Origin of the sequence: Pseudomonas fluorescens (assembly GCF_002022275.1) — a bacterium.
Lineage (GTDB): Bacteria > Pseudomonadota > Gammaproteobacteria > Pseudomonadales > Pseudomonadaceae > Aquipseudomonas > Aquipseudomonas fluorescens_AJ.
On the sequence record NZ_MSDF01000014.1, the window covers coordinates 403,808 to 416,710 of the forward strand.

Genomic DNA, 12,903 nt, shown 5'->3' on the forward strand with positions numbered 1-12,903 from the left:
GGGGGCTTGCTCCCGATGGCAGTGGGTCAGTTGATGAATAGGTCAACTGACACACCGCTATCGGGAGCAAGCCCCCTCCCACATTTTTAGTCCGTATTGGCCGTTAGTTCACCGACAGAATCGGGCTGCCCAGCTTCTCCAGCAACGTCGCCTGCGCACTGCGCGGGTTCTGGTTGCCGGTTGGCGTGTTACGCACGTAACGGCCATCCGGCTGCAGGCTCCAGCTGTGGGTGTTGTCGGTGAGGTAGCTTTCCAGCTCCTTCTTGACCCGCATGATCAGCTTCTTGCCTTCCACCGGGAAGCAGGTCTCCACACGCTTGTCGAGGTTGCGCTCCATCCAGTCGGCACTGGAGAGGAACATCTGCTCCTCGCCACCGTTGAGGAAGTAGAACACGCGGGTGTGTTCCAGGAAGCGGCCGATGATCGAGCGCACGTGGATGTTGTGCGACACCCCGGCAATGCCTGGACGCAGGCAGCACATGCCACGCACCACCAGGTCGATACGCACGCCGGACTGGCTGGCCTTGTACAGCGCGCGGATGATCTTCGGATCGGTCAGCGAGTTGAACTTGGCAATGATGTGCGCCGGTTTGCCGTCGAGGGCGAATTGGGTTTCGCGGGCAATCATGTCGAGCATGCCCTTCTTGAGCGTGAACGGCGCGTGCAGCAGCTTCTTCATGCGCAAGGTCTTGCCCATACCGATCAACTGGCTGAACAACTTGCCGACGTCTTCACACAAGGCGTCGTCAGAGGTCAGCAGGCTGTAGTCGGTGTAGAGCTTGGCGTTGCCGGCGTGGTAGTTGCCGGTGCCCAAGTGGGCGTAACGCACGATCTCGCCAGCTTCGCGGCGCAGGATCAGCATCATCTTGGCGTGGGTCTTGAAGCCGACCACGCCGTAGATCACCACCGCACCGGCCGCTTGCAGGCGGCTGGCCAGTTGCAGGTTGGACTCTTCGTCGAAGCGTGCACGCAGCTCAATCACTGCGGTGACTTCCTTGCCGTTACGCGCGGCGTCAACCAGCGCATCGACGATTTCCGAGTTGGCGCCGGACCGGTACAGGGTCTGGCGTACGGCCAACACGTGCGGGTCTTTGGCGGCCTGACGCAGCAGGTCGACCACCGGCGTGAAAGACTCGAACGGGTGCAGCAGCAGGATGTCCTGTTTGCTCACCACGCTGAAAATGTTCTCGCTGTTTTGCAGCAGTTTCGGGATCTGCGGCGTAAACGGCGTGTATTGCAGCTCCGGATGGCTGTCCAGGCCGGTGATGCTGAACAAACGCGTCAGGTTCACTGGGCCATTGACCTGGTACAGCTCGGACTCGGCCAGGTTGAACTGCTTGAGCAGGTAGTCCGACAGGTGTTTAGGGCAGGTGTCGGCCACTTCCAGGCGTACCGCATCGCCATAACGCCGCGAGAACAGCTCGCCGCGCAGGGCACGGGCCAAGTCTTCGACGTCTTCGGAGTCCAGCGCCAGGTCGGCGTTTCGGGTCAGGCGGAACTGATAGCACCCCTTGACCTTCATGCCCTGGAACAGGTCATCGGCGTGTGCGTGGATCATCGACGACAGGAATACATAGTTGTCGCCAGCGCCGCCCACTTCTTCCGGTACCTTGATGATGCGTGGCAACAGGCGCGGTGCCGGGATAATCGCCAGGCCCGAATCGCGACCGAAGGCGTCGATGCCTTCCAGCTCAACGATAAAGTTGAGGCTCTTGTTCACCAGCAACGGGAACGGGTGCGTCGGGTCGAGGCCGATCGGGGTGATGATCGGCGAAATCTCGTCACGGAAGTAACGGCGCACCCAGGTCTTGATCTTGGTGGTCCAGTGACGGCGACGGATGAAGCGGACCTGATGTTTTTCCAGTTCCGGCAGCAGGATGTCGTTGAGGATCGCGTATTGGCGGTCCACATGGCCGTGCACCAATTCGCTGATGCGCGCCAGCGCTTGATGCGGCTGCAGGCCATCGGCGCCGGCCTGTTCACGGGCAAAGGTGATTTGCTTTTTGAGGCCGGCAACACGGATCTCGAAGAACTCGTCCAGGTTGCTGGAGAAAATCAGCAGGAATTTCAGCCGTTCCAGCAGCGGGTAGGACTCATCCAGCGCCTGCTCCAGCACGCGGATGTTGAATTGCAGTTGTGACAACTCACGGTGGATGTACAGGCTGCTGTCATCCAGGTTGGTCACGGCGACGACCGGGGCCGCCGGGGCAGGCGTTTCAGCCACTACCGCCGGCGCGGCCGGCTCATGCTCCGGCGGGGTTTCGGTGACTTGTTCCACCACCGGGTGAGCGTCTTTTACGGCAACTTCGGAGAGTCCTTCGGTATTCATCGAGTGTTCCTGTGAGGGCTATTGTTGCTCTCTAAGCAATTGGGCAGCGCGGGCGGCGAAATAGGTCAGAATGCCATCAGCCCCCGCACGTTTAAAGGCAGTCAGGGATTCGAGGATCACCCCTTCACTCAACCATCCATTCTGGATCGCGGCCATGTGCATGGCGTATTCACCGCTGACCTGATAGACAAAGGTCGGCACCTTGAATTCCTCTTTGACCCGGTAAAGGATGTCCAGGTACGGCATCCCGGGTTTGACCATCACCATGTCAGCGCCCTCGGCCAGGTCGGCGGCCACTTCGTGCAGGGCTTCCTGGCTGTTGGCCGGGTCCATCTGGTACGAGGCTTTATTGGCCTTGCCCAGGTTCAGCGCCGAGCCCACCGCATCGCGGAACGGGCCGTAGTAGGCGCTGGCGTATTTGGCCGAGTAGGCCATGATTCGTACATTGACGTGGCCGGCCAGCTCCAGGGCTTCACGAATCGCCTGGATGCGGCCGTCCATCATGTCCGACGGTGCCACGACTTGAGCGCCTGCGGCAGCGTGAGACAGGGCCTGCTTGACCAGCGCATCGACGGTGATGTCGTTCTCAACATAGCCTTCTTCGTCGAGAATGCCATCCTGACCGTGGGTGGTGAACGGGTCCAGCGCCACGTCGGTGATCACGCCCAACTCCGGAAAACGCTCGCGCAGGGCGCGGGTGGCGCGCTGGGCAATGCCTTCAGGGTTCCAGGCTTCGGCGGCGTCGAGGGACTTGAGCTCGGGCGGCGTGAACGGAAACAGCGCGACTGCCGGAATCCCCAGTTCGACCCAATTCGCAGCTTCGATCAGCAGTTGATCAATGCTCAAACGCTCCACACCCGGCATCGACGCCACGGCTTCCCGGCGATTTTCGCCGTCCAGCACAAATACCGGCAGGATCAGATCGTTCGTCGTCAGCACGTTTTCACGCACCAGACGGCGAGAAAAATCATCACGGCGATTGCGACGCAGACGGGTGGCTGGGAACAGGCGATTGGCAGGGGTAAAGCTCACGACAGACTCCTGAGCCCGCGTTTACGGGCGAGCGTTGCAGTTATAAGCGGCCATTATGACGAAGGAATGACAGTTGTGCTTATCCGTGCGACCTGTAGTCGCATTCGTCATTTACGTAGGAATTGTTCACTTCGTGACACATCTCGATACTTTCATGAATCTTCGTGAAGGCGTAGGCTGCGCGTTCATTTCGCCAGCACCCTAGACCATGCTTCAACAATTTCTGCATGACTTCGGCTACTTTGCCCTGTTCCTTGGCACCTTCTTCGAAGGCGAGACCATCTTGGTGCTCGCAGGCTTCCTGGCGTTCCGTGGTTACATGGATATCAATCTGGTGGTGATCGTTGCCTTTTGTGGCAGCTACGCCGGCGACCAGCTGTGGTATTTCCTGGGGCGCAAACACGGGCGCAAACTGTTGGCGCGCAAACCGCGCTGGCAATTGATGGGCGACAAGGCGCTGGAGCATATCCGCAAGCATCCGGATATCTGGGTGCTGAGCTTTCGCTTCGTGTATGGCTTGCGCACGGTGATGCCGGTGGCGATTGGCCTGTCGGGCTACCCGCCAGTGCGCTATTTGATCCTCAACGGTATCGGCGCGGCCATCTGGGCGGCGGCGCTGGGGGCTGCGGCCTACCACTTCGGCGCGGTGCTGGAAGGCATGCTGGGCAGCGTCAAGAAGTACGAACTGTGGGTATTGGGTGCGCTGCTGTTGCTGGGGCTCGGCCTGTGGCTGCGTCGGCGCTTCAAGAACGCGCGTATTGCCCGCCAGGCCTGCGCTGACGCCAAGGCCCGGCTCGCCGCCGAGCCGGTGCAGGTAGAAGCGCCTAAGACGCCAATCGAGTAAGCCGGTCTCTGCAGCAGTAGAGACCGATCACGCTGAGCAGGCTGTAACTCACCAGGCCCAGCCAGCCCAAGCTGCTCGCTGGCCACAACCCGACCAGCGGCGCCAGCCACACCAGCGGCACATTCAGCCCCAGGCGCACCCATTCGGCCTTCAGTGCCCAAGGGCGGTTCTCCAGGGCCACGCCCAGGGTAAACAACCCCACCGCCATCGTGCCCCAGCCCACCACCAACGCCGCCGCGGGCAACCCTTCACCAAAATTCATCAGGTAGCTGCCAAACCCTACGTACGCCGCAAATTGCAGGGCGATGTAGATTTGCTGGCGTGCGTCCAGCGGCACTTCGAATTTGCGGAACTGGCTCAGGTCGTGTTTCACCAGTGGATATTTGGCCTTTACGTCCTCAGGGCGCCAGCCCGTACGCATGAACCAGATGCGCAGCTTGTCCCGCCAACGCTCGGTGCGTCGCGCATCACTCCACAGCTGCGCATAAAACTGCAGGTTGGCCCACAGCGGGTTCCAACTCGCCAAAGGTGTCGTCACGCCAAAGATCACCGGCTCGTTTTCGTCTTCTTCCTGGAAGGAGCCGAACAGACGGTCCCAAATAATGAACACCCCGCCGTAGTTGCGATCCATGTAGAGAGCATTCTGTGCATGGTGGGCCCGATGATTGGACGGCGTAACGAAAAACCATTCGAACCAGCCGAGCTTGGGCACGTGGCGTGTATGTACCCAGAACTGGTACAGCAGGTTCAGCGAGGCCACACTGATAAACACCACCAGCGGCACCCCGAGCACGGCCAGAGGCAGGTAGAAGATCCAGCTCAGCAGGAAACCGGTACTGGTCTGGCGCAGGGCGGTGGTGAGGTTGTAGTCCTCGCTCTGGTGATGCACCGAGTGCGCGGCCCACAAGATGTTGCGCTCGTGGCCGCAGCGATGCAGCCAGTAGTAGCAAAAGTCATAGAACACGAAGGCGAACACCCAGGTCCACACGCTTTGCGCGGGCAACTCGATCAGTGCCAGGTGTTTGAGGGCGAAGGCATAGGTCAGCAGCCCCACGCCTTTGGTCAGCAAGCCGGTTGTAGTCGACAGCACGCCGGTACTGAGGCTGTTGATGGCATCTGCCACCCGATAGTTGCGTTCGCCGCGCCAGCGGTCGGCAAGCAGCTCCACCACAATCAGGGCGATGAAAAACGGTACCGCGTAAGGCACGAAGTCCATGGGCTAGTCCGGTCTATTTTTGTTACATCAAGATTAGGTGTAGCGGCCGCGGATCCCATTGGCAACAGGTGACAAATTAGTAGACATTTAACGCCACAAAAAATGGAGAAATGCCCATGAGCAAAAACATTGCAGTGATCCTTTCCGGCTGTGGCGTATACGACGGCGCAGAGATCCATGAAAGCGTGATCACCTTGCTGCGCCTGGACCAGCGCGGCGCTCAGGTCCAATGTTTTGCCCCTGATATCGCGCAATTGCACGTGATCAACCACCTCACCGGTGAGGAGATGCCCGAGACACGCAATGTGCTGGTGGAATCGGCGCGTATTGCCCGGGGTGAAGTGAAAGACATTCGCGAAGCGGACGCCGACGCGTTCGATGCGCTGATCGTGCCAGGCGGGTTTGGCGCGGCGAAGAACCTGTCGAACTTTGCCGTCGAGGGCGCCGGTTGCAGCGTCAACCCGCAGGTGCTGGAACTGGCCGAGGCCTTTGCCGAGGCGGGTAAACCGGTGGGGCTGATCTGCATTTCGCCGGCGCTGGCCGCGAAGATCTACGGCCCGGGCGTGACCTGCACCATCGGCAACTGCCCTGACACGGCGGCAGCACTGAACAAGATGGGCGCCACCCACCGTGAGTGTGCGGTGGAAGACATCGTCGAAGACACCGCGCGCAAACTGGTGAGCACACCCGCCTACATGGTCGGCAAGAGCATCAGTGAGGTGGCTTCGGGGATCAACAAACTGGTGGACCGGGTGTTGGAGCTGACCCACGAAAACGACTAGCTGGCGCGCATCAACCGGGTGAGGATCCGGTCCAGGGCATTGGCGAACGCCTGCTTGTCCTTTTCCCCATGGGGTGGCGGGCCGCCGCCCATCTGGCCTTGCTCGCGCAGGTCAGTGAACAGGTTACGCACCGCCAGCCGCTCGCTCATGTTCGCCGGGCTGAACTCCTTGCCGCGCGGGTCGAGGGCCGTGACGCCCTTCTTCACCAGCCGATCGGCCAGGGGCACGTCGCTGCAGATCACCAACTCACCGGGCACGGCATGTTCGACAAGGTAATCATCTGCCGCGTCCGGCCCGCTGGGCACCACGATCAGCTTTACGCAGGCGAAGCTCGGCTTGATCTGGCTCTGACCGGCGACCAGCACTACTTCGAACTGGCGCTTCAACGCGAACTTGACGACTTGGTCCTTGGCGGCCCGGGGGCAAGCGTCGGCATCGATCCACACGCGCATATTTCCACCTTCCATTACCAATATAGATCCAATGTGGGAGCGGGCTTGCCCGCGATAGCGGTGGATCAGCCAACATTTCACCAACTGACACACTGCAATCGCGGGCAAGTCGAATCGTCGCACCGCCGCTCCCACAGTTTTGACCTCGTTCGTTCAAGCAGGAATGCGGCGCTTCTCGGCCAACCGACTGCGACCATACAGCACCACAATCGCCAGGATCGCCACGGCCTGCGCGCTCAGTGAATACGCATCAGCGTGAATACCCAGCCAGTCGAAGTCAAAAAACGCCACTGGCCGCGTGCCGAAGATGCCGGCTTCCTGCAGCGCTTTTACGCCATGCCCGGCGAACACCACCGAGAGTGCGCACAGCAACGCCGCGTTGATGCCGAAGAACAACGCCAGCGGCAGCTTCGCCGAACCCCGCAGGATCACCCACGCCAACCCCACCAGCAGCACCAGCGCCGTGGCGCCACCGGCCAGTACCGCGTTGTGCCCGGCAGGTCCCGCTTGCAGCCACAGGGTTTCGTAGAACAGGATCACTTCGAACAGCTCGCGGTACACCGAGAAGAACGCCAGCATCGCAAAGCCAAACCGCCCGCCGCCGCCCACCAGGCTGCTCTTGATGTAATCCTGCCAGGCCGCCGCGTGGCGCCGGTCGTGCATCCACACACCCAGCCACAACACCATCACACTGGCGAACAAGGCTGTACAGCCTTCCAGCAATTCACGCTGAGCGCCGCTGACGTCAATCACATACGCCGCCAACGCCCACGTAGCCAAGCCTGCCAGCAGTGCCAGGCCCCAACCGACGTTAACGCTGCGCACCGCCGATTGTTGGCCGGTGTTACGCAAAAACGCGAGGATCGCCGCCAGTACCAGGATCGCTTCCAGACCTTCGCGCAACAAAATCAGCAAGCCAGAGATATAGCTTAGCGACCAGCTCAGGCCGTCGCTGCCCAGCAAACCGGCAGATTCGGTGAGTTTGCCCTTGGCCACGTCCAGGCGTTGCTGCACCTGCTCGATCGGCAAACCGTCCTGCAACGACTGCCGGTAAGCCATCAGGGCCTTCTCGGTGTCTTTGCGCACATTGGCGTCGACGTTGTCCAGGGAGCTTTCCACCAGCTCGAAACCTTCCAGGTAGGCGGCCACCGACAGGTCATAGGCCTGTTCGTGGTCACCGTTGCGGAAGGCCGCGAGGCTCTTGTCCAGCGTGGTGCCGGTGTAATCGAGCAACTGCGCCGGGCCACGTTTGACCTGCGGCGGCTGAGCGCGTTGAGCGCGGAACGTGGCGGCGGCGGCCGGGCCGCTGGCAGCCAGTACTTCATTCGGGGTTTGGCGCGCAAGGTCGGCCAGGTTGAAAGGTTGCTCGCTCTTGGCGGCAGCCGGGTCGGCGGTGAAGCCCGCGATGTAAGTCGCCAGGTCCCAGCGCTGGCGGTCGTCCAATTGATCGGCGAAGGACGGCATGTCCGTGCCTTCGACGCCCAGGCCCAGGGTGTTGTAGATCGCGTAGAGACTCAGGCGATCGAGGCGCGTGGCATCGCGCAGGTTTGCGGGCGGTGGAATCATGCCTACGCTTGCAGGCCCATCACCGGCACCGGTGGTGCCATGGCAGACCGAACACTGCTGAACGTAAAGCGGCGCACCGCGTGTCGGGTCGGGCGTGATGGCCGGGGCCTGACTGACCTCGTACGCCACCGCCAGCTTGGCGCCCAACTGACGCGCTTGACGGGCAACCGCGGCACCGTCCTGACGGGCGGTGACCGCCGCCAGTAACTCATCGACACCCTTCACCAGCTCGGCGCGCTCGGGTTTATCCGGCAATTGCGAGACCAGCCCCTGCAACACGCCGAGAAACTCCACCTGTTCGCGGTATTCCGACTCGTCAACAACGGTGCCCGCCTCGACGGTCGGCAGGTAGTCGGCGCCAATATAGTCCAGCAAATGCAGGGCTTGTGGAGCGCCTTCAGCCGTCGCGGCCAACAGATTGAAGCTGCACGACATCAACACCGGCAATAACAGCCAGCCGAGAAAACGGAAGGGGGCAGTCATGAATGAATCTCAAGGGAAAATACGAAGTAACACTATTGTTCAACGTTAAGAGGTTTGACTCAAGGCGTTAGTGCAGCCGCGACATGCGTGTCCGCCTGAACGGGCCGGGTGTAATCGGCTCGCACAAAACAAATGTGGGAGCGGGCTTGCCCGCGATTACGGTGTGTCAGTCGAGAGATAAGTTGACTGGTTCACCGCTATCGCGAGCAAGCCCGCTCCCACATTTTTGATCCGGTTGAGTCAGTCAGGCTGTCGCGCGATGCAAACTGGCGAGGAAGCCCGCCGCCCCCACGAATAACCCGGCAAACGTGCGGTTCATGCGTTTCTGCTGCTTGGGCGTGCGCAACAGCCGCAACACCTTCGACGCCAACCCCGTATACCCCGCCATCACGATCATATCGACGCTGATCATCGTCGCGCCCAGGATCAGGTACTGGGTCAGCAACGGCGCGTGCGGGTCCACGAACTGCGGCAACACCGCCAGCATGAACACCAAGGCCTTGGGGTTGCTGGCGTTCACCAGGAAGCCCCGGAACATCATCGCCAACGGCTTGCCGATCGGGCGCACGGCGGAGTCATCGGCCATGTCCATCGGCAAAGCGCGCCATTGCTTGATGGCCAGGTACACCAGGTACGCCACGCCGAACCATTTGATCGCATAGAAGGCGGTAGAAGATGCCGCCAAAATGGCACCCAGCCCGCCCGCCACCACGGCAATCTGCATCGCCAGCCCCAGTTGCAGGCCAATGGCATTCCAGTAACCGCGCAGGAAGCCGTATTGCAGGCCGCTGGACATCGAAGCGATGGCGCCGGCACCAGGAGAAAGGGAGATGATCCAACTGGCCACGAAAAAGGCCAGCCATGTATCGAGTGCCATTGCACACCTCAAGGAAGAGTCAGCGTTTATTGGCTAAAGCTAACTCTGTCGACAGAAGGCTGGCTATAGGTTTTTACAAAATGTGAATGCTAGCGGTCGCCCGGGAATACGTGCGTACCCGGCCAACGGCGCACCGAACGCTGGAAGAACAGGCTGTTGGGCACCTGCACCATCGCGCTGTCGGTGCCGGCTTCTGCCACTTCGATCAGCGTGGTGTACAGCAGGTTGATCGCAACCACCCGCCCTTTCACGCCCGGTTTGTCGACGGTATCGACCAGTTCGACGATGTCGCCGAGGCGAAACGGCCCAACCGTAAAGATCAAAATCGCGCACAGCAGGTTCGACAACACCGACCACATGGCAAAAAACGCTACGGCGGCAACCGCGACAAACCCTGACAACGCCGTCCACAGCACCGTGGCGGACACGCCCAGACGGCCGAGGACGAAAATCAGCGCACTGCCCATGATCAGCCAGCGCAAGCCACCGCGCAGCGGCATCAGCAATTGCGGCGGGAACGGGTAGCGCTCGCCCAGTCGAGTGAGGCCCTTGGCGACAAAGCGCTGGGCGAGGTAGCCAGCCAACAGGATCAGCAGGATTTGCACGCCGATCCACACCGGTTCGACCCATTGCGCCGGCAGCGGCAGTTGCAGCGCTTCCATCAGGACAGCGCCTCCAGCTCCGCTTGCAGGGTTTCGAGCAGTTCGAGGGCCTCCATCCAGGTTTCCTCCAATTGCCCTTCGCGCACCTTGAGCTTGGCCTGCTCGGCCAGCAGGTCACGTAGCTCGTCCTTGCGTGCGGCCTCATACACGCCGCTGTCGCCCAGACTGGCTTCGATCTTGGCCAGGCGCTCATGCACCTTGCCCAGCTCGGCTTCCAGCTTGTCGGCTTCGCGTTTATGCGGCGCCAACTGTTGGCGCAGCGCAGCCGCAGCTTGGCGCTGGGCCTTCTTGTCGGTTTTGTCCGGGTTGACCGGCGTGTTGCTGGTCGGCGCGTTGCGCAGGCGGTAATCGGTCAACCAGCGTGCGTAGTCGTCGAGGTCGCCGTCGAACTCTTCGACTTTGCCGTCGGCCACCAGCAGGAAGTTGTCGGTGGTACTTTTGAGCAAGTGGCGATCGTGAGACACCACCAGTACCGCGCCGCTGAACTCTTGCAGAGCCATGGTCAGCGCCAGGCGCATTTCCAGGTCCAGGTGGTTGGTGGGCTCATCGAGCAGCAGCAGGTTCGGACGGTCCCAGGCGATCAACGCCAGGGCCAGGCGGGCCTTTTCGCCGCCGGAGAAATTCAGCACCGGCTCATCGATACGCGCGCCACGGAAGTCAAAACCACCGAGAAAGTCGCGCAAGGTCTGCTCGCGCTCGGTCGGTGCCAGGCGTTGCAAGTGCAGCAAGGGGCTGGCTTTGGAGTCGAGGGAGTCCAGCTGATGCTGGGCAAAGTAGCCCACAACCAGGTTCTCGCCACGGGTCAGGCGGCCGGCCAATGGTTGCAGCTCGCCCGACAGGTTCTTGATCAGCGTCGACTTGCCCGCGCCGTTGGGCCCGAGCAAACCGATACGCGCGCCCGGCGTGAGCTGCAGCTTGACCTTCTCCAGAATGGTTTTGTCGCCATAACCCAGGCGGGCATCGGAGAGGTCGAGCAAGGGGCTGGAAATTTTCACCGACTCGCGAAACACGAAGTCGAACGGTGAATCGACGTGGGCCGCCGACAGTTCTTCCATGCGTTCCAGCGCCTTGATCCGGCTCTGGGCCTGACGGGCCTTGGTGGCCTGGGCCTTGAAGCGGGCGATGTAGCTTTCCATGTGCGCACGCTGCGCCTGTTGCTTCTCGAACGCCTGTTGTTGCTGGGCCAAACGCTCGGCGCGCGCGCGTTCGAACGCGCTATAGCCGCCACGGTAGAGGGTGATTTTCTTCTGTTCAACGTGAGCGATGTTGTCGACCACGGCGTCGAGGAAGTCCCGGTCGTGGGAAATCAGCAGCAAAGTGCCCGGGTAGCTCTTGAGGAAATCTTCCAGCCACAAGATGGCATCGAGGTCCAGGTGGTTGGTCGGTTCGTCGAGCAGCAACAGGTCCGAGGGGCACATCAACGCCTGGGCCAGGTTCAGGCGCATGCGCCAGCCGCCGGAGAAGTCGGCGACCGGGCGGTCCATCTGTTCATTGGTAAAACCGAGGCCAGCGAGCATTTTGCGCGCGCGGGCGTCGGCAGTGTAGCCGTCGGCACTGTCGAGTTCCGAGTGCAGGCGGGCCTGGGCGGCACCGTCCTGGGCTTTCTCGGCCTCGGCGAGGTCGTGTTGCACCTGGCGCAGGCGCAGGTCGCCATCGAGCACGTAGTCGATCGCAATGCGGTCCAGGGTGTCGATCTCCTGGCGCATATGGGCGATGCGCCAGTCGGCCGGCAGCAGGCAGTCCCCGGAATCCGGGGTCAGCTCACCCAGCAACAGGGCAAACAACGTGGATTTACCGGCGCCGTTGGCACCGATCAGGCCGGCTTTGTGACCGGCGTGCAGGGTCAGCTCGGCGTCTTCGAGAAGACGTTGCGGGCCACGCTGTAATGTTAGGCTTTGAAGTCGGATCATAATGGCGGCGGAGTCTACCAGCTTCGTTGCCCGCTGGCTTGGGTGTGAATATGTGCGCTGACCTGTGGAGCTTTGCCCTTTCGACTTACGCCCGGCCGGGCGTCGAAGCCGCTTGCCTGCGCTTGCAGGAGCAAGGCGCAGATGTGTGCCTGTTGCTCTGCGGGGCCTGGCTGGAACAAAGGGGTGTAGCCCTGACAGCCGAGCGTGTCGAGGCACTTGAACAGATTGCCGGGCCCTGGCAGTTGCAGGTGGTCTGGCCGTTGCGGCAAGTGCGTATTCAATGGCGCGAAATGGCGCAGCAGGATGAGCAATTGGCAGGGTTACGCGAGCGCGTCAAAGCCCTGGAGCTGGAGGCCGAGCGGCAATTGTTGGCGCGTCTGGAGAAGTTGGCACAGGCATGGCCGATGAAAACAGGTCACCACCGATGGCTTGAAGGCTTGGCGCCCGAAGCCGCCAACCTTGACCACGACGCGCTGCAACTGCTGCGCGCCGTGGTCACCGGCACTTAGGAAGCGCTGGTTGGAGTGGTGCTTGGCGCTACCGGTGCAGGGGTGCTGCTGGCCGATGCGGTTGGAGCGGTGGACGCTGCCGGGGTAGCAGCCGGTGCTGCCGGCTTGGCGGCAGCTGGTTTTGCAGCGGCAGGTTTGGCGGCAGGCTTGGCAACTGGTTTTGCAGCAGCAGGCTTAGCAGCTGGCTTGGCAGCTGGTTTTGCAGCAGCAGGTTTAGCAGCTGGCTTGGCGGCTGGTTTTG

At 61.5% G+C, this 12,903-nt stretch carries 12 protein-coding genes; 3 read left to right on the top strand and 9 right to left on the bottom strand.

Annotation, left to right across the window (positions count from 1 at the left end; all coding sequences use genetic code 11):
* Positions 1-103: 103 nt before the first annotated feature.
* Positions 104-2,329, bottom strand: coding sequence for a polyphosphate kinase 1 (gene ppk1, locus BFW87_RS10110; RefSeq protein ID WP_078739706.1), 2,226 nt, complete (start codon positions 2,327-2,329; stop codon positions 104-106).
* A gap of 18 nt (positions 2,330-2,347) precedes the next feature.
* A complete protein-coding gene (gene hemB, locus BFW87_RS10115; protein ID WP_078739707.1) occupies positions 2,348-3,361 on the bottom strand; it encodes a porphobilinogen synthase in 1,014 nt (337 codons plus the stop codon).
* 208 nt (positions 3,362-3,569) lie between these two features.
* On the opposite strand from hemB, the gene BFW87_RS10120 reads away from it, so the two are divergent.
* On the top strand, positions 3,570-4,205 hold the full coding sequence (locus BFW87_RS10120) for a DedA family protein (protein WP_078739708.1): 636 nt from the start codon (positions 3,570-3,572) through the stop codon (positions 4,203-4,205).
* Here the strand turns inward: BFW87_RS10120 and BFW87_RS10125 are convergent.
* Positions 4,186-5,421 (bottom strand): sterol desaturase family protein, encoded by a 1,236-nt coding sequence (locus tag BFW87_RS10125; protein WP_078739709.1) that lies wholly within the window; start codon positions 5,419-5,421, stop codon positions 4,186-4,188. The genes BFW87_RS10120 and BFW87_RS10125 overlap by 20 nt on opposite strands.
* Before the next feature lie 116 nt (positions 5,422-5,537).
* On the opposite strand from BFW87_RS10125, the gene elbB reads away from it, so the two are divergent.
* Positions 5,538-6,203, top strand: coding sequence for an isoprenoid biosynthesis glyoxalase ElbB (elbB, locus tag BFW87_RS10130; protein WP_078739710.1), 666 nt, complete (start codon positions 5,538-5,540; stop codon positions 6,201-6,203).
* Here elbB and BFW87_RS10135 read toward each other — a convergent pair.
* From BFW87_RS10135 to BFW87_RS10155, 5 genes are all read right to left on the bottom strand, one after another.
* Entirely contained in the window at positions 6,200-6,655 is a 456-nt protein-coding gene (locus tag BFW87_RS10135; RefSeq protein WP_078739711.1) for a YaiI/YqxD family protein, read from the bottom strand. The genes elbB and BFW87_RS10135 overlap by 4 nt on opposite strands.
* 153 nt (positions 6,656-6,808) lie before the next feature.
* Positions 6,809-8,704 (bottom strand): FTR1 family protein, encoded by a 1,896-nt coding sequence (locus BFW87_RS10140; protein WP_078739712.1) that lies wholly within the window; start codon positions 8,702-8,704, stop codon positions 6,809-6,811.
* 244 nt (positions 8,705-8,948) lie between these two features.
* Positions 8,949-9,581 (bottom strand): LysE family transporter, encoded by a 633-nt coding sequence (locus BFW87_RS10145; protein ID WP_078739713.1) that lies wholly within the window; start codon positions 9,579-9,581, stop codon positions 8,949-8,951.
* Between the two features lie 89 nt (positions 9,582-9,670).
* On the bottom strand, positions 9,671-10,243 hold the full coding sequence (locus tag BFW87_RS10150; protein ID WP_078739714.1) for a mechanosensitive ion channel family protein: 573 nt from the start codon (positions 10,241-10,243) through the stop codon (positions 9,671-9,673).
* Positions 10,243-12,153 carry an ATP-binding cassette domain-containing protein gene (locus tag BFW87_RS10155; protein WP_078739715.1) on the bottom strand — a complete coding sequence of 637 codons (1,911 nt, stop codon included), beginning with the start codon at positions 12,151-12,153 and terminating at the stop codon, positions 10,243-10,245. The genes BFW87_RS10150 and BFW87_RS10155 overlap by 1 nt, the downstream gene beginning before the upstream one ends.
* 50 nt (positions 12,154-12,203) lie before the next feature.
* Between BFW87_RS10155 and BFW87_RS10160 the strand changes: the two genes are divergently transcribed.
* A complete protein-coding gene (locus BFW87_RS10160; protein ID WP_078739716.1) occupies positions 12,204-12,662 on the top strand; it encodes a TIGR02444 family protein in 459 nt (152 codons plus the stop codon).
* On the opposite strand, the gene BFW87_RS32240 is transcribed toward BFW87_RS10160, so the two are convergent.
* Positions 12,659-12,903 (bottom strand): hypothetical protein (locus BFW87_RS32240; RefSeq protein ID WP_254865864.1); only part of this gene is annotated, 245 nt, incomplete at its 5' end. The genes BFW87_RS10160 and BFW87_RS32240 overlap by 4 nt on opposite strands.